The sequence below is a fragment of the Vibrio sonorensis genome (genome assembly GCF_001854765.1).
Classification (GTDB): domain Bacteria; phylum Pseudomonadota; class Gammaproteobacteria; order Enterobacterales; family Vibrionaceae; genus Vibrio; species Vibrio sonorensis.
This window is the reverse complement of record NZ_LJJE01000018.1, coordinates 1-14,920: the sequence shown is the minus strand read 5'-3', so window position 1 is coordinate 14,920 and position 14,920 is coordinate 1. Positions and strand designations below refer to the sequence as shown.

Sequence of the window (14,920 nt, the reverse complement as noted above, 5' to 3'; positions counted from 1 at the left end):
ACTCTCAGAGAGGGAAAATAATATGGCTAGTTTTGCAAAAATTACCAAATCTACAAATCTTCAAAACCTTGTTAAACCAAGAGTTATTTTAGAATGTCGCCGTTTTGCGCCCGTTGATAAAAGATGGACAGTTATTTGTGAAAATGGCTGGCCTATGGATCGCCCTGTTTCTGTATCTCGCTTTGTGTCTCGCGCAAAAGCAAGGGATATAGCATTAAGCTTTTTACATGAAATGACTATTTAACGGGGAAGTTCAGCATGAAAAAACTATTAGTTTTAGTTGAGGTCACGGGTTCAACTACAGAAGATACAAACCATATCAATACCGACTTTACAGATCACTACATCTCGCTGTTTGACTCAGAGCAGTTGGCTACTGAGGCCGTTAAAATCGCTATTGAACATGAAATTGATCAAGAGTGCGACACTATCGAAGATGACGTATTTGTAGAAATGCCGTATCAATCTCATATAGCTGAGAAGTACGAACGTGCAATTGAGTATTCGTTCAGAGAATTCAAAAACGGTCAGCCAGACGAAATAAGTGTAATTATTGGTTTGAGTCACGAGAAGTAGGGAAAAGATGGAAGTTTACGTTGCTAGCGAAGCCTTGGAATGTATAGCTGAAAGCATAGTTTACATGCGCTCAGACTTGTCAGAGTTTTATACAAAAGGCCACATGTACGAAGTCCTAAAGGTTGATGATGGAATTGTACACATCATCGATCATGAAGGTTTTGACTACGTTTTTGCTCAAGAGGATGTATCTCAGTTTTTCAAGAAGACGAGCTACCAGTTTCCGCTTGAGACAACTAAGCATTAAACGAGGGAAAATCAGAACAGTGAAACATTTCGAACTATTCTACATAGCGGGAAACCCCGAAACCCGCAGTAAGGTAACAAGTGATAGCGCTAACCCAATGACCAAGAAGAAAGCGATTGAAGCGGCTGAAAGACTTAGTGGTAACGGCTGGCGCTGCTGGGTGGTAAATGCTCGCACTAATGAACGTGTGTTCGAATCTGGTACTGAAATTACCTATCAAGGCAAATCCGTTTCCGAGTTCAAAAGCGCCAAAAAGAAACTGATCGATAATGCGGTTGGGTTCAACGAATACGAAAACATCACTACATGGGATGAGTTGCAAAAGGCCGCATGTTTTGAACATGAACAAGCATCTTTTAGGGCGAGTCAATTGGATGAGGTTGTAAACGCTGCGTCTTACGCAGTGGAAGACAATTAGAAACAGGAAAAGATCGTGAAGTATAAGTTAATAATGCCAGCCCTAGATTCGTACGCTGTCAATCACAAAGTGGAAATAAACAGCAATGATGTAACTTCGCAGGGAACACAAACAAGCATCGCAGAACCGTCAGGGGTTATCTATATCGAGCTTGATAGGGATTATGAAGATCCAAACCTCTATTTACCAATAACTCCGATTGAGTTGGAAGATGAGAACGGAGAGCGATTTGTCCCTGAGTTTGGTGGCGGTAAACCAACGGTAAACGGTAATAAATTGAAGATCTCTTTCATAAAATTGCGTTAACAGGGGAGAAGGGGTATGAATGCAGTAATGCTAGGAAATGTAGTAATAAAAGTGGCTTGGATAGTAGCTACCGTTTTTTTTGATTAGCAACGAACATCACTACTGGGCTGTTGCAACTTTCATCGGAGCTCTTATCTCTGGATATGAGTGGCAAAAAATCCCAGCGAAAACTAACAAAACGGATGAAAACCCGACTTAGGAAACAATGAGGAAAGTCGAATCATGCGCTTAACCGTCAAAAGCATCGTTGCTCAAGCAGCCCAAAAGACAGGCGTTAAACAAGAATATATTGAACTGATGAAAGCGAGTGAAGGATATTTCTGGTGCGGGAAAGCTGGCGCAACGTTTAGTGAGTCGCTTGCCTATAACCGTCTTTCTGATGTCAGCATGGAACGCTGGATTGAAGATTTTGAGCACCGTGTCAATGAGGTTATGTCTGGTTTAGGAATGAGTGAATATGCCCATTTTAATGACTATATCGAGTCAATTGATTGGAATGTTGAATTTGAATAAACAGGGAAACCACACTTCCATCGCGACAACCAAACAGAGAAACAAGTCACATTGAGTAAAAAGCCCCTTTACGGGGCTTTAATTATTCAATTTTCAGTGAAAATTAACCGATGTTATCAGGGCGTTTTTTTGCGGACTTAACTTTTTCAGATAAAGCTTTGCTGGTATCGCCTTTTAGCCACTCTTTGAGATCATCAAAGTTGATTTCAGTAATTGCACCAATCCCCTGCCAACCTTCATCATAAGCGGACAAGTAATTTAGACGCGCACTGTCTTCATTATCAAAACATAGCATTACTTTATGTTCATCAAACTCTAGCGTTTTCGGGTTTATCTGGTCGATAACAAAAACTCTATCACTCATGATGCTATCACCGATAAAACAATCTACCTTATCGCCGTCTGCCCCTGTTGTTTTCGCTATGTCACCGTAATGGCAAGGAAGAACGTTAGCCCACTCCGTACCGTCCTCAGACTTTCCAGAACGTGTCGAATCTTTTGGATTTTCAATGATGATAGTTAAGCCGTTGAGGGTAAAACTCGCTTTTTTGTAGTTACCTACCTCTTTTTGGGCTTGCGTGGGTTCTGGCAAATCGTTTTCAATGCTGGTGGCAGCACTAGCCGCAGCCTGATTAATTTCCCGCCCTTTGCTTTCTGGCGTCTCTTCTTGCATCCCTTGCTCATCCATGTTGACACTTAGAGCTGTTCTAAGGTCGCCTAAGCAGATTTTAGTGAAATCACTAGCCTTAGCGTAAATTGAATCAAACAGACTCACCACATTGTCTGGAAGCGGCTCTAGGTTGACCAATCGAATAGCTTCTTCCATTAGTTCGTTATGCTTTTGATCTATCATACGGCTTTGTCCAGTTCTTTTAGTTTTGCTAATAAGCGGGGTTCAATGAATTCATGCTCTCCTAGCATGTAAGCACAGAAGGTTTCTGCAAAAAATTCTTTGTGGTTGGTCTTGGCATATTCGCTCATTACCATCGCCCACCCTTTATTGTAAGCTTCACGCACTAACGTATCTAAGCCGTCGACGTCTGATGACAAGTGCAGCTTATGCCCCATTTCGTGATAAGCCGTCCCTTTAAAGTCCGTTGAAACGCTCCAGCGCCACGCTTTTAACTCTTGCGACTTCTCTTTGACTTCATCGCTAACGCGCTTATGCTCCATGATACGAGCTTTAGCTTTGTCTAACCCTGCATTATACATTTCGTTCGCCTTGGCCTTTTGCGCCTTTATTGAGTTAGGCGTAATTGAAACAGGGATTACGATGCCGTCTGGTCTTTTCTCGCCAAAAAAAGAGCGTCCGTAATGGTATGTAGCATTTGCGTTTCTGCTCATCTTTGAGCCTCTAAACGGCGACTTACTAGCATTTCCAAAAAAACCAAGCGTTTCCATGTCAAAGCGATCTGTCACATCTAGCATTGCTTCTGCCGCCTCGTTACACACTTCTAAGTTGGCATTTTTGGACACGCCAAAACCGCTAAATATTTTGTGTTTAAACTTACTGGCAAAGTCCGCAAAATTAGAGGCTGGCTCAAACAAGGTTTTAATATAACTCTTGGCTTTACCTTCAATCACTTTGAGCAATTTCACCATGCGATTTAGGGCGGCGCTTCTTTTATCACTTGGATAGTATTTAAACGTCATTAAAGTAGTGCTTAGCTCTTTTTCTGCTACTGGCTTAGTTAGCATCTTTGCTTACCTCTAATCGTGCTTCTATGGCTTCAGCAATTAGATCTGTAGCCTTGTTGAACTCTTTTCCGTGGTAATGCCACCACATACCTTTTTCAAAATACTTTGAAATCTCACTAATTTTCTCTGCCGCCTCTTCGACAATGAAACCACCAGCCGAAAGAGCATTTAACGTTTTTAAGTGCCGCTTTAGCTCTTCTGGGTGTTCAGGTTCTTCTGTTGAGGGGCTTTCTTGGATCGGCTCTTGTGGTTGAAAACTGTCTATTTTGGCCTTTAAGCCCGTAAAACGTTTCTCGGCGGCTAATTTCTCCGCTTCTAGCTGAGATTTTCTGCTAGCTAACTCAGCGTTTTCACTTTCCATTTCTGAAATGGAGAATAGAGTGTTAGTTAACGACTCTTGTAAACGCTCAAGCTCTTCTTGCTTATCTGCAAACTCTTTGCGCGCGGCCATAGCTTTAACCAGATTAGCTTTAAACTTGGCGCTATTTTTTTCTAACAGATTGGATAGTGCTTGCGTGGTTTGAGCAAGAGAAATGTCTCGACCTTGATTGGGTGCGACCTTATGCGTGATGTCTCGCTTGTTAAGCAGGAACCTAAACGCTATCAGCGTATCATCATTAGTTATTTTTAATGGGTCTTCATCTGGCGCATAGAAGATAATGGATACACTTTGCCCGTCGCTGCATGGAATTTGCGCGGTCATAACGGCAAACATTCCCGCTTTTCTAGGCTTGGAAAGCAATACGCCCACCTGTTCTACTGATTGGCCACCGTCGTCATAGAATTCAGCTTTTTGCCCCGCTTTGATACCTGTTCCTGATAGTGCTTTGTTTAATGATCGCATAAAAGCCGCCATCGTTTTGCTTAGCTTAGTCTTGGTCGATGTTACTGCTGACAACAGAATATCGTCATATATTGGAAATTCACTAAGGTAGGTTGAGTCTATTTCTTCAAACTTAACAGGCTCTAACTCTAGCGCTTTATCTGAAGAACCCTTATCGAAGTTAACGCCAGCGTGACGAGGGAAAGTAATGGTTATCATTAGGCCGCCACTCCTTGCTTATCCAGTTGGCTTGTAAGATCTTTTATCTCGGATTTGAGCTTAGCAATGACATCTCGAAGTTGATTAATATCGCCGCGCAGTGAGTCATTCTCGCTAGTTAAGGAATTGAGCTTTTTTTCTGCTATTTCCAGATCGGCTTTAGCTTTCGCTATTAGCTCATCCAGTTCAGCCACTCTAGCCGCTTGCGTTCTTGACGCTGGTGTTTTATTTGGCTTGTCGGTATCTATTTTGGTGAGCTTTTTCGCTAGTGACTTATCAAACGCCGTCTGACCACGCACAAATATATTATGCAGACTCTTGGCTAGGAGCTTGTCGGTATCGGATTTGACTGGCGCAGCTCTGCCGTTGACTTTTGCGGTGATGACGTCGCCCTTTTCACCTATTTGCAACTCAGCTCTCTGACCGTTTAAAAAGAACAGTGTCGCCTTTTTGGTTTTCTCACCGTCTTTTTTGATCACTCGGTTTGTAGCCGTGACGCCGCTTACTTCAGATCCGGTTTTTTTTAAGAGCAGGATAAAGGACTTCAACCCACTTTCATTGAAGTTATCAAAATTAAAGACGTGATAAGTCTTTCGGTTTTTAGCGTGGATCATAACGTAAACTCTTTCGTTATCTTTTGAGTGACTGGGAAAAGCGCAAAAAAGAGGTTTATCGGATGGCGGTCTTGTTTTACCTCTACCACAAGCTGCCATTTACCAGCCTTGATAAGCTTCTTGTCTATTAGAAGCGTTTCTTTGTTACGGCCTTTCTTACTTGTTGACATCGAGCGCGACTTGCCAGTAATGACGACTTTCGGATCGTCCGTGTTTTGCAAGTAATACTCGATCCGATAATTACGCAATTGGTTCGAGTTGACTTTAGAATCAAAGGCCACAGAAAACTTTTTGTAGCCTAGATAATTAGCGTGAAGCCCTAAGCCCGTTAGTTTAATTTTGCTTCTACCGCCAATAGCGCGACTTATCAAAAAAAAGCACAATACGACAAGTGCCCACCCCAATAGAGAAAAGTGTTGGATAATCTCAGGCATAGCCACCTACTTGTTCTTTAATGAATAACGTTCAAACAACTTGGCCTTTATCTTTTCGATTGAGTCACTGGCTCTATAAGCAGAAACTAAAATAGCCCCGCATATCAGCGCCTCGTGAAATTCGCGCCAAGTACCAAAATACATAACCGCTAAACCCACAACGCAAGAAACGGACACTTCAGCAAAAAGAAACAACCAGCCCCGTTTGATTCGGTCGTCCTTGCAACCTTGTAGATAAGCAGACATGCCACTCAACAAAGACAAAGCTATAGCCGTCGATGTCATGCTTATATCTAAAAGCAAAGCTTTCTCCTTGAGAGGTAAATTAATATCAGTCTATGATAATTGGAGATACAAAAAAGCCAGATAGAAACAGTAAAAAATACCAATAAAAACAAAGCCGCCAACATGGGCGACTTAGTGAAAGGTATTCAAAGATAGATTAAGCAGCGGGCGGCACTGTCGGCCAATCAACGACAAAAGCTTGAATTTTTTTTACGGTTACTGATTTTGAAGCCTTAAGCGCATCAAGTTCCGACTTTAATTGTCTTTGACGTGCATGTATTTCAAAGCCCTTGCTTAATATGGCGCTTTGAATCGCTTTTAGCGTGGTTAAGCTAAAAGGCTTAATGTCTCGGTTGTCGGCACTAGTCCAAAACTCAGGTGCAAAATCAGCGGCCAGATAGCTTTGAATTTTCGTGCGACTCGCAGGGTCGGCGTCATAAGCCACACCGTCAACTGTAACCGTTGCGCTTTGCTTTGCCTCTTCTCTGTCACGCCATGTATTAATGTCGGAATACTTGAGCTGATACGCTTCCTCAAGAGTTGGTGGTTTGACGTAATCACAAGGCAGAATAAGCCCTTCCTTTTCTGCTTTATCTACACCTTTTTCGTACCAAAAACGATGACGTTTAGGAATCGTTTCACTTGCCCCCGTCTCGCAACCTATTGTTCTTACAGTGGTTTTTTTAGCATCTGTATATTGATATGTTTTTTCCATATTTAAACCTCCTAGAGCTCTGCATCAAGCGATACCGTCATTCCGTTAACAAAACAGTCACTTGTTTCTGTGCCTTTGGTTATAGAAACAATAACCTCAGATTTTGTTAGCGCCTGAATTTCAACAGCTGCCGCACGATGGATCACGGTATGCGTGGATGTAACTGCTGGCAAGGCTCTCAACTCTACAGGAAGCATCATAGGATGATGTATGATAACCCCTGCGGATTGAAACCCTCTAACTTCGGTGATGTTATGGTATTGATAGAACCGTTGACACTTAGCTAAATTTATCGTTGGAAAATCTGGCACAAACCTTGTCGCCTGATCGCCAAGTTCTAATTGCAATCCTGTTGTTTTGTATGAGCCTGCATTTGAGGTTGTCGCCTTTAATCCGACATAAAGGCCGTGCTTTACATCATCGGGTAAAGAGGGCATAACGACAGACTTGCGGCCACTGGCTAGGTCGGCCACTTGCTCACTAAAGAACAAGACAGAAGCGGTTGACCAATCATCTTTAGCAGAGGTGTGATAGGCGACAACTTCTAACTTATCAATGCCTATCACATCATAAAGCTCAAAGCTGAATGTTACATTTTCTCCAGCCGACTGCGCTGATAATGCCGCCTCAATACGCTGACCAAAAAACATTTCTCCCGCACTAGTTTTGGAAAGATAGCAACCTTGCAAGTAACCTTTAGGCACGTCACTCACATCTTTTAATGAAGCTGATACGCCATCAATACGCCATCTGTCTGCGGAAAAACCATCTTTCCCAGCATTTCCCCTTTGGAACTCAGACAGACAACCATTAATCAGTAGGTTTTTGCCGGAATACATTTCAGGACACCAATCAGCCCTATTTCGATTTCTTGAACTTATCACGGTGTTTCCTTATAGTTCGGCGTCAGCATAGTAAATAGCCCCTTGCCTTCTGAAGCGACCAGAAGAAGTAATAGCGCCGCGCTCGACAAACCCATGGCGAGACACATTAAAGTCAGTGTGACTACAGTTAAAATAAACACCCTGACTAAAGAAACCCATAGCGGGAAGATTGCGCATAGTTACGGGAAATGATTTCATCCCTACCAAGGCAGCATTAACACCATGTATAAGAATGTCCAGCTGAGCTATATCAGAGTCACGCGAGCGTCCTGAGATTTGTGAAAGATGGGTTTCGCTCATGATGCTACCTCAGTTTTTGGTGAGCTGGTGGATTGCAATAGTTTTTCAGCCTCCTCAGCGGGGCTTAGGGGGCGTTTTGTTTTACTATCTGTCGCGTAGGTCTTAGATATGTCATTCACGCTATAGAAGTCGCTTAGAGCGTCATATGAGGCGTAATCTCGAAGCGCCTCTTTGTAGCTTGTCCATGCTTCTTTTGTGAAAGTGGCGCGTGAACTTCCTTCGTTATGAAGTGTGATTTGAACACTGGCTTTTGATTCAGAGCTTAACTCGCTCTTTGACCACATGTATTCACTGCGGTTGTGCGCCTGACGCTCCAGTTCGACATCGACTTTCCAATCTTGTAGCGCGTCGTCCCATTGTTCAAATTCAGAAACGGACTCCTTAAGAGTAAAGCCTGTCTTTATTGTGCCCACATAATCAATTTCAGAAGGCTCTTTAGTCTTTGTGCAATACGCTGTCTTGCCACGATGATCGTCAAAGGCGTCCCACCCTTCGCCGTTAAACACTAACGCTTTGCCTTCAGGCACGTTTTGGGGTAGAGGAATGTCAGTAGCAAAAGCCGGTATTAAGTAACCTTTACCCTCTGGATTAGGCTCGGCTTTGGTCTGACATAAAAAGACCTTGGTTACTCGGTCGTAATGATTGATTAGCATAAGTATTATCTCTTGTATCTAAGCCAAGGAACTAAAGGCATGTTGACACCACGGTTTTCGTGGGCAGTAGGGACGACCAGAGAGGCATCAAACTCATGATAAGAACGAACACCTTCGGAGCCTATAGGGACAAGACCACCGCCCGATTTCAGCCTAAATGCTCCCGTGCTGATACCGCTAGGTAATCCGCCGCCGTCATATGGGCGACTTGTGCCTTTAATGTTACGAATTGCATCTCCCTGAAATTCTCCCATTTTTCGATTTGGGTCGAGCCCTCGACCTTCATCTAAAGCCCTAAAATGCACGCCGCGCATGTCCATATTTTGAAACTCATTAGAGACAACCCAAGTTACTACCGTGTCATTAGTAACGTCAGTTCCGGCGGTTGTGCCTGATTTTGTGGCCTTGTAAATAGTGCCGTTGGCAATCGATTTTCTAAGCTCGCCAAGCAATACAAGCTCGCCAGCCTCCCATTGCTGGGTGTAGGTTGAGCCGAATTTCTCGTAAAGCTGGGGGTACTCAGTCATTTTAAGCGGGTAGCCGTTAGGTTTTATGTATTTCCCTTCGGGGTGCTGTTCGTGCGCCAACCAGATAACTGAACCAACTTCATTTAACCCAGCAGTGCGCGTATCGAGTTCATCAATGTTCTCTTTAACATTTTTACCTGTTAGAGAGTTGTTGGTATTGGTCGCGTTTATCTGGTGGTCAATACCTTCGAATAACTGCACTTCTGCTTCAGAAAGCAAATACCAGTCTTGAGGGTTATCAAGCGGTTTAGCAAGTAACACCTCATTGGTTAAAGAGGAAATGCTATAGTCAACGGTTGGTTGCTGACGGACACCGCCGATTTGGAGATAGTAAGCTTTAGCAAGATCGTTATTTAAACCATTGGCAGGCAAAGAAACCGCGCCGCGCTCCGCTTTTCCGCTCCACTCTTTGCGAGTAAGCGACACGTCTTGCAGCTGGTCGACAAAGCGCCATGCTTTTATTTGAACAACATCATCATGACGTTTAGTTGGTTGATGCAACGTAATGGTTTTGCCATCTGTAGCGGTGAAATCATTACTGCATAGCTGAGCGCCATTTAAGTATATGTCGACATAGCCGACATGATAATCAACATGAAAAACAGACGTGCCTTTGGCTGGCTTAGATTCATAGGAATCAAACACCGATTTAGGTACTGGCCTTTCCCCAAACCCTGACGAAATTTCCCAGTTATCGCTTTGCGCATCGTAGTTAAATGTTAGGCGAGCGCCATCAACGTTAATTAGATAATAAGGCTCACCGTTCACCGTCGTAGCGCCTTGAGCAATAACTTTGACGGGGTATTTAAATGCACTGCCGCTTCGAACGTCTCCAACAATATGCTCATTGCCTTCTGAGGCGTCGGCCTTGCCCTGCAAAGTCACCGTTACTGTTTTTTTAACGGCTGTCGTGTTCACTAAGCAGCCTTCGCCAGCCCCTAGCAAGGTATCGACGTTTACGGTCTTTAAGGTTGACCCTCCGCCTCCCACGCCGTGCCATTTCCTGTCGCGACTGTACTCAATTCGGCGCTTTTCAGGATTCCAGCGCTCAAGCCCGTCGGGTGGGTTGTTATCATCAGAACTAAACGGCACAATCATTGCGCCTTGATCGGCGGTTTTTCTAACAAAGTTACGATCGGACTCATTACGGGAATACGCCCCCGCAATGTTAGCGTCTACTCGCACATCGGTAATTAAGTGCTCTGGTAACAATTTAGGCGCCGCCGCTGGGAGCAACACTCTAAACAGTGCGACATGATGAGGCTTAACCTCTGCGGTAGGAATGAGCTTTAGCGTTGCTGCATCTACTAACGAGTCAGTGTCGACTTGCTTTGTAACCACGCCATAAGCAAAGAACGCTTCAACAACAGCGGTCAAATCTTGATCTCGCGCAACAGTTAAAGTAATAGGCTTTTGCTGGTGGACGGTTAATTGATACTCGCCACTTGCAGTTTGCGCCACCAGCGTATTGCGCCCTGAAGCATCCCCCACCGTTACTGTATCAACGCCAGAAATAACAGGCTCAAACCCTGCGTAAATACCAACGGGCTTGATGTTTTTCCAGTGTCTATTGAGCGCAGCGGATGAAAACTTTTCACCATACTGAATGTCAGTGATTAGTGCGTGCTCGTTGGTGTTACCCGTACTAATATACCCGTCAAACTTTTCTTGCATTACGCGTCCCCTATCTCAATTTCTGCGTGCAAGTTAATGTCGCGATTGGGGCTGGTGTACACGGGAGCAAACAGAAAGACGATGGCGACGTTTCCTTTGTCGTCTAACTGGTAAAGCGTGGTCAGCATTTTACTGCCTGTAGTGGGCATCATTGATTTAGGGAAAGTGGCCGACAGCAAAATTTTATTGTTAATAACACTTTTGTTGGGCTTGTTTCTAAACACTTCACCTTGAATTTGCGAAACGTCATGAGGGATAGGCTCAAAAATCACATCACCCTGACCGTCGATACTTACAAATCCCGTACCCCAAACAATGTCGCCAAGTTTAAAAAACGGAGCATCAGCAATAGAAGATTTTGCCCTTTCGGTGTAGTAAATGGTTTGAATTCGGGCTTTCTCTACAGGTGTAGAAATCATGCGCTTAGACCTCGATTAAAGTAATGTTCAGCATCTAGTGGACATGAATCCAGATCAAGGCAATCCATCCGATACGAGGAAGGATGCTCAATGATGGGATTTTCATTTGGCAAGTGATAGGTTTCAGCTTGCACACTGTTGCTGGTGGTGATGGCTTCCTTAGCTTCTCTAAGGCGCTCTAACTGATCAGTGATTTCTGAAGCGGTTAATCTGGCGATTTCATACGCTTCTTTAATGGACACAAAAATAGTAAATATCTGCCCATCAAATACGATGTGCGTCGGAACCAGCGGGATCACAACTTCGTCTAAGCTTTTTTGAAATTGAGCTATCAGCTCTTCAGCCTTGGCAATGTCGCCGCCTGCCTCTTCGTAAAAATCAGCAATGGGCGATTCAATCACCCCGCGACTAACCCTGATCCACTTGGTAATTTCTGGGTGCAGTTGCTTACCGCTTTCGGTTACAAATAAACTGCCATAGGGGTGCGCTGTAAAGTCTTCTGGCGCATATAGCCTTTGCCACCTTACCCGTTTATTTCCAAACTCTCGAAGGAGCGTTTTACTCAGTGGGTAAAGCGTGTTTTTGTAGTGAATCTCGTCGGTTCGCTGCTGAATGATGAGCGGCTTATTTACATCATCGAACTGGCCGAAGCTCATAAATGAGCCCATCTCATCCAATCGGATATTGAGATCGGCCTCGTTCATTTCAAAAAGATTAGACAAGGAGCGCGCACGGATAAGCAAAGGCTCGATCACCTTTTCACTAATAGCATTTAAGGCATTGGCTAAATCAAACCAGCCTTTGCTTTGCTCTCTTAGTGTTTTTGTTAGCTTTCCCTTTAACATGCGCGTACCAATAAAAAATCATTCAATCTATGATATTTGCAGATGCAAAAATAACCTAACGGCTGATAACGATCTGACTTTTGGATAAGTCTAAAAACCTAAACGTATCAATAGGCACACTGACGTCGAGATCTTCACTTGTAATGATGTTAAAAGAATCCAGAATTTTGAGCTTATCCACTGCTCGCCAAATGTCGTCATGCGTGGTCTTTCCTTGATGGATGGCGTTTCTTTCCGTAAAGACAGACAAGGCGAGATTGAGCGCCTTTTCAACCTCTGAAACTTTTTTACTCGATAGAATTTTGCCTTTTAGCGTCAAGGTGTATTTGTGCAATTTAGGCTCTACGTGAACGTGTTGCTTTTCAAAGGCAATATCATCCAACTGAGAGCAAAGGTGCTCAATGCCACTTTTGGTTTCAAGGCTGGTTTGTTTTGGGTGAAAAACGCAGACATAGATTTTATTGATATGCTCCGGCTTTGCCGTGCCTACCATTTTTTCTTGCTCTTGCTCACCCCACACGCTGACAAACGTCGAGCCGCGCATATTCCCCCTGAAGAAAAAAGCGTAATCATTGTCCCACACCGTGCTGTTGTCATACATTGGGTGGTATTGAGCATTCATACGAATACTTTCGGTATCCTCTCGCTCTGTTCCTACCAGCATTGTGCTTTTTGCCACAAAACTCACGGCCTCGCTGACCTCCGCATCTAAACAAGTTAACTCTTGCCCAGCGGGTAAAGAACTAAAACCTTCTGTGGTTATGTATTCAATATCAATGATAGAGCCAATTTCGGGGATCATGCCCGATACGTGACCGTCACCGAACCTAATGCCCGTTTCTTCGGTGGCCGTACAAAATTCCACATACACTTTGTCGTCTTTGGTGACATTTCTAAACAGGTAGCAACTTTCCCACTTATCACGATTACCTGTAACGGGGTGCGTAATGTACACCTCAAAGCTCGCTAGGCGGCGAGAAATGCCGCGATCAAGTAGTACAGTTAAATACTTGTCGAGTGACCTAACCTCAAAGGATTGGCTTGCTCTTTCGCCCTGAATGACTTCAATTTCAACCGTAGAGTGAGGCTCGATAATGACCGCATCGACAATTAGATAGTTGAGGTTGTTATCTGGAGAAATGAAATTTTGCATCTCACTAATGTCTATTCGTGAATCGGTGTTATTCGTGGCCGTGATAACGTGCCTGCTTGCTTGTCGCTTGTGGGGAACATATCCCCTATCTTGAGCGTGGGCGCGAATAGATGAAGGGCGATTAGCTTGTGAAATATGCCCCTCCATCAATCTAATTTCCATCGCTTGTTGTGCTCGATAAAAAAGCTGCGTGATGAAGTTGATTAGGTACTCATAGATTTCACCGCCTTTAAAGCGCGACCAAAAAGTAGAAGACGAAAGATAGTTATCAGCAAACTCTTTGATTTTATCAAACCGCATTTCCAAACCCTTTTAATGATTTTTTTGGTGTTGCGCCTTTTTTGGTTACGAGGGTAATCAAAGCGGCGTCGGTATCAATTTGCTCCACTAAAATGTCTCTAATAGAGATGTGCGGCAAATCTCTTTTTAAGTCAGCTAATACATCCATTGTGATGTCTGCCTGAAGGTTTTCATCTAAAGGCTCGTGGCGAAATTTAGCAAAGGGATTACCCCACCAAGGCTTACCCCATACTTGTCCTTGAGGTGTATTTAACCAAAATCTAACTTGCTCGCCTTCGGACTGAGCATCATCAAACACCACCAGCTCACCATCTTCTGTCTCAAGCAAATGTGAAAACTCCATTCCCATGCGAATAACCTTTTTTAACGACTCTGATTTGAATTAGCTTTTAATTAATCGCATAACCTTTTTTAAACAGACCATAAGGCCATAAGGCCATAAGGTTACATACAAAAAAACGACAAACGTCATTACAATGGAATAACCCACACCGCCAACCATTGAGTGAATTTGTTGCATTTTTTCTTTTGATAACTCTACCTTTTCCATTCGTTCCGCTTTGGCTCTATCGCTACCAAAATGCTTGATAACGGTATCTACCGAATAGAACAAAGCCGCCATCAAAAGACCAACGGCAAAGTGTGCAGAAAACGTGTACGAGAAAGAATATATTTCCATGAGTATTAACCTCTAGTTGTTGGTTTAGCCTTGCTATCTAAGATCCATAGCGATTAGGCGTAATTCAGGATCGCTAAGTCCTGTAGGTATTGTTTTATCTGGTGATTTGTTTTCAGAGTTAGGAAGCGCGCCGCTTTGTGCTGGCATGTTTGGCGCGGCGGTTCGCCTTGGGGTCGCAGCGCCATTTGATGAGCCGATTTTCTCAAGGGTTTTAAAGAAATGCGCTGGCAAATGCGCCGTAACGTTGATTGGCTTGTCGCTTTCATCCTTTTCCGACAAAAGACCAGAGCCTTGAGAATTAGCACCTTCACGCTGATCTTCCTCAATCTTTTCTTGACCGATAGCTAGCACCGTGCCTTGACCAACCAAGCTTGTTTTGGCGGGTGAATTTTCACTGAAAATTACGTCACTGTTAGAGCTTGATGAATAGCTGTTAATACTGGTTGCATTAGCAGCTTCTAAAGGTTCATCTTTCTTTTTCGCCACAGCCATTAAAGGCGAATCTGCCTCTTGCGCCCCTGAATCATCAGAGCCAAACCAATCAAATAGACTGCCGCCTAGAGAGCGGCCTATCATGTCGCCACCAAACCCGCCGACGATGCCGCCAATGATGCCGCCGATAGCCGTGCCGACAACGG

22 protein-coding genes and 1 pseudogene are annotated in these 14,920 nt (G+C 43.9%); 6 read left to right on the top strand and 17 right to left on the bottom strand.

Translation table 11 applies throughout. The features are described 5' to 3' along the window. From BLO31_RS03425 to BLO31_RS03400, 6 genes are all read left to right on the top strand, one after another. A partial coding sequence (locus BLO31_RS03425) for a hypothetical protein (protein WP_217495097.1) occupies window positions 1-244 on the top strand: 244 nt, incomplete at its 5' end. Window positions 245-258: 14 nt separating this feature from the next. Next, window positions 259-576, top strand: a complete 318-nt coding sequence (locus BLO31_RS03420) for a hypothetical protein (protein ID WP_070962895.1) — start codon at window positions 259-261, stop codon at window positions 574-576. 7 nt (window positions 577-583) lie between these two features. Further along, window positions 584-823, top strand: a complete 240-nt coding sequence (locus BLO31_RS03415; RefSeq protein WP_070962894.1) for a hypothetical protein — start codon at window positions 584-586, stop codon at window positions 821-823. Window positions 824-842: 19 nt separating this feature from the next. Next, the gene (locus BLO31_RS03410) at window positions 843-1,241 is read left to right on the top strand and encodes a hypothetical protein (protein ID WP_070962893.1); all 399 of its coding nucleotides are present in this window, start codon (window positions 843-845) and stop codon (window positions 1,239-1,241) included. A 15-nt stretch (window positions 1,242-1,256) separates the two neighbouring features. Further along, window positions 1,257-1,547 (top strand): hypothetical protein, encoded by a 291-nt coding sequence (locus BLO31_RS03405; protein WP_070962892.1) that lies wholly within the window; start codon window positions 1,257-1,259, stop codon window positions 1,545-1,547. Window positions 1,548-1,769: 222 nt separating this feature from the next. After that, the gene (locus BLO31_RS03400) at window positions 1,770-2,060 is read left to right on the top strand and encodes a hypothetical protein (RefSeq protein ID WP_070962891.1); all 291 of its coding nucleotides are present in this window, start codon (window positions 1,770-1,772) and stop codon (window positions 2,058-2,060) included. A gap of 103 nt (window positions 2,061-2,163) precedes the next feature. Here BLO31_RS03400 and BLO31_RS03395 read toward each other — a convergent pair whose 3' ends face one another. From BLO31_RS03395 to BLO31_RS23715, 17 genes and pseudogenes are all read right to left on the bottom strand, one after another. Then, a complete protein-coding gene (locus BLO31_RS03395; RefSeq protein ID WP_070962890.1) occupies window positions 2,164-2,913 on the bottom strand; it encodes a hypothetical protein in 750 nt (249 codons plus the stop codon). Further along, window positions 2,910-3,758 carry a hypothetical protein gene (locus BLO31_RS03390; protein ID WP_070962889.1) on the bottom strand — a complete coding sequence of 283 codons (849 nt, stop codon included), beginning with the start codon at window positions 3,756-3,758 and terminating at the stop codon, window positions 2,910-2,912. The genes BLO31_RS03395 and BLO31_RS03390 overlap by 4 nt, the downstream gene beginning before the upstream one ends. Then, the gene (locus tag BLO31_RS03385; RefSeq protein ID WP_070962888.1) at window positions 3,748-4,800 is read right to left on the bottom strand and encodes a defense against restriction DarA-related protein; all 1,053 of its coding nucleotides are present in this window, start codon (window positions 4,798-4,800) and stop codon (window positions 3,748-3,750) included. Before BLO31_RS03385 ends, BLO31_RS03390 begins: the two co-directional genes overlap by 11 nt. Then, complete coding sequence (locus BLO31_RS03380; RefSeq protein WP_070962887.1) at window positions 4,800-5,414, bottom strand: hypothetical protein; 615 nt, start codon at window positions 5,412-5,414, stop codon at window positions 4,800-4,802. The genes BLO31_RS03385 and BLO31_RS03380 overlap by 1 nt, the downstream gene beginning before the upstream one ends. Beyond that, window positions 5,411-5,848, bottom strand: a complete 438-nt coding sequence (locus BLO31_RS03375; RefSeq protein ID WP_139158926.1) for a hypothetical protein — start codon at window positions 5,846-5,848, stop codon at window positions 5,411-5,413. The genes BLO31_RS03380 and BLO31_RS03375 overlap by 4 nt, the downstream gene beginning before the upstream one ends. 6 nt (window positions 5,849-5,854) lie before the next feature. Continuing rightward, window positions 5,855-6,151 carry a phage holin family protein gene (locus tag BLO31_RS03370; protein ID WP_139158925.1) on the bottom strand — a complete coding sequence of 99 codons (297 nt, stop codon included), beginning with the start codon at window positions 6,149-6,151 and terminating at the stop codon, window positions 5,855-5,857. Between the two features lie 139 nt (window positions 6,152-6,290). After that, window positions 6,291-6,848 carry a DUF4376 domain-containing protein gene (locus tag BLO31_RS03365; RefSeq protein WP_070962884.1) on the bottom strand — a complete coding sequence of 186 codons (558 nt, stop codon included), beginning with the start codon at window positions 6,846-6,848 and terminating at the stop codon, window positions 6,291-6,293. Window positions 6,849-6,859: 11 nt separating this feature from the next. Then, window positions 6,860-7,732 (bottom strand): hypothetical protein, encoded by an 873-nt coding sequence (locus BLO31_RS03360; protein WP_139158924.1) that lies wholly within the window; start codon window positions 7,730-7,732, stop codon window positions 6,860-6,862. Between the two features lie 9 nt (window positions 7,733-7,741). Beyond that, window positions 7,742-8,032: a hypothetical protein gene (locus tag BLO31_RS03355; RefSeq protein WP_070962882.1), complete on the bottom strand. Its 291-nt coding sequence runs from the start codon at window positions 8,030-8,032 to the stop codon at window positions 7,742-7,744. After that, window positions 8,029-8,685 carry a hypothetical protein gene (locus BLO31_RS03350; protein ID WP_070962881.1) on the bottom strand — a complete coding sequence of 219 codons (657 nt, stop codon included), beginning with the start codon at window positions 8,683-8,685 and terminating at the stop codon, window positions 8,029-8,031. The genes BLO31_RS03355 and BLO31_RS03350 overlap by 4 nt, the downstream gene beginning before the upstream one ends. A gap of 5 nt (window positions 8,686-8,690) precedes the next feature. After that, window positions 8,691-10,886 (bottom strand): hypothetical protein, encoded by a 2,196-nt coding sequence (locus BLO31_RS03345; protein WP_070962880.1) that lies wholly within the window; start codon window positions 10,884-10,886, stop codon window positions 8,691-8,693. Next, entirely contained in the window at window positions 10,886-11,305 is a 420-nt protein-coding gene (locus BLO31_RS03340; protein WP_070962879.1) for a hypothetical protein, read from the bottom strand. Before BLO31_RS03340 ends, BLO31_RS03345 begins: the two co-directional genes overlap by 1 nt. Continuing rightward, window positions 11,302-12,150 carry a hypothetical protein gene (locus tag BLO31_RS03335; RefSeq protein WP_070962878.1) on the bottom strand — a complete coding sequence of 283 codons (849 nt, stop codon included), beginning with the start codon at window positions 12,148-12,150 and terminating at the stop codon, window positions 11,302-11,304. Before BLO31_RS03335 ends, BLO31_RS03340 begins: the two co-directional genes overlap by 4 nt. Before the next feature lie 55 nt (window positions 12,151-12,205). Further along, complete coding sequence (locus tag BLO31_RS03330; protein ID WP_070962877.1) at window positions 12,206-13,603, bottom strand: baseplate J/gp47 family protein; 1,398 nt, start codon at window positions 13,601-13,603, stop codon at window positions 12,206-12,208. Beyond that, window positions 13,593-13,952, bottom strand: a complete 360-nt coding sequence (locus tag BLO31_RS03325; protein WP_070962876.1) for a hypothetical protein — start codon at window positions 13,950-13,952, stop codon at window positions 13,593-13,595. Before BLO31_RS03325 ends, BLO31_RS03330 begins: the two co-directional genes overlap by 11 nt. Window positions 13,953-13,985: 33 nt before the next feature. Beyond that, on the bottom strand, window positions 13,986-14,282 hold the full coding sequence (locus BLO31_RS03320) for a hypothetical protein (protein WP_070962875.1): 297 nt from the start codon (window positions 14,280-14,282) through the stop codon (window positions 13,986-13,988). Window positions 14,283-14,315: 33 nt separating this feature from the next. After that, window positions 14,316-14,920, bottom strand: a pseudogene (locus tag BLO31_RS23715) (hypothetical protein); the annotation flags it as partial.

What these genes read in the sequence shown, in the direction of transcription:
- BLO31_RS03375 (WP_139158926.1), bottom strand. Translation starts at nt 5,848, where the DNA reads ATGCCTGAGATTATCCAACACTTTTCTCTATTGGGGTGGGCACTTGTC.
- BLO31_RS03385 (WP_070962888.1), bottom strand. Translation starts at nt 4,800, where the DNA reads ATGATAACCATTACTTTCCCTCGTCACGCTGGCGTTAACTTCGATAAG.
- BLO31_RS03400 (WP_070962891.1), top strand. Translation starts at nt 1,770, where the DNA reads ATGCGCTTAACCGTCAAAAGCATCGTTGCTCAAGCAGCCCAAAAGACA.
- BLO31_RS03335 (WP_070962878.1), bottom strand. Translation starts at nt 12,150, where the DNA reads ATGTTAAAGGGAAAGCTAACAAAAACACTAAGAGAGCAAAGCAAAGGC.
- BLO31_RS03325 (WP_070962876.1), bottom strand. Translation starts at nt 13,952, where the DNA reads ATGGGAATGGAGTTTTCACATTTGCTTGAGACAGAAGATGGTGAGCTG.
- BLO31_RS03340 (WP_070962879.1), bottom strand. Translation starts at nt 11,305, where the DNA reads ATGATTTCTACACCTGTAGAGAAAGCCCGAATTCAAACCATTTACTAC.
- BLO31_RS03415 (WP_070962894.1), top strand. Translation starts at nt 584, where the DNA reads ATGGAAGTTTACGTTGCTAGCGAAGCCTTGGAATGTATAGCTGAAAGC.
- BLO31_RS03355 (WP_070962882.1), bottom strand. Translation starts at nt 8,032, where the DNA reads ATGAGCGAAACCCATCTTTCACAAATCTCAGGACGCTCGCGTGACTCT.
- BLO31_RS03320 (WP_070962875.1), bottom strand. Translation starts at nt 14,282, where the DNA reads ATGGAAATATATTCTTTCTCGTACACGTTTTCTGCACACTTTGCCGTT.
- BLO31_RS03395 (WP_070962890.1), bottom strand. Translation starts at nt 2,913, where the DNA reads ATGATAGATCAAAAGCATAACGAACTAATGGAAGAAGCTATTCGATTG.
- BLO31_RS03420 (WP_070962895.1), top strand. Translation starts at nt 259, where the DNA reads ATGAAAAAACTATTAGTTTTAGTTGAGGTCACGGGTTCAACTACAGAA.
- BLO31_RS03350 (WP_070962881.1), bottom strand. Translation starts at nt 8,685, where the DNA reads ATGCTAATCAATCATTACGACCGAGTAACCAAGGTCTTTTTATGTCAG.
- BLO31_RS03380 (WP_070962887.1), bottom strand. Translation starts at nt 5,414, where the DNA reads ATGATCCACGCTAAAAACCGAAAGACTTATCACGTCTTTAATTTTGAT.
- BLO31_RS03365 (WP_070962884.1), bottom strand. Translation starts at nt 6,848, where the DNA reads ATGGAAAAAACATATCAATATACAGATGCTAAAAAAACCACTGTAAGA.
- BLO31_RS03345 (WP_070962880.1), bottom strand. Translation starts at nt 10,886, where the DNA reads ATGCAAGAAAAGTTTGACGGGTATATTAGTACGGGTAACACCAACGAG.
- BLO31_RS03330 (WP_070962877.1), bottom strand. Translation starts at nt 13,603, where the DNA reads ATGCGGTTTGATAAAATCAAAGAGTTTGCTGATAACTATCTTTCGTCT.
- BLO31_RS03390 (WP_070962889.1), bottom strand. Translation starts at nt 3,758, where the DNA reads ATGCTAACTAAGCCAGTAGCAGAAAAAGAGCTAAGCACTACTTTAATG.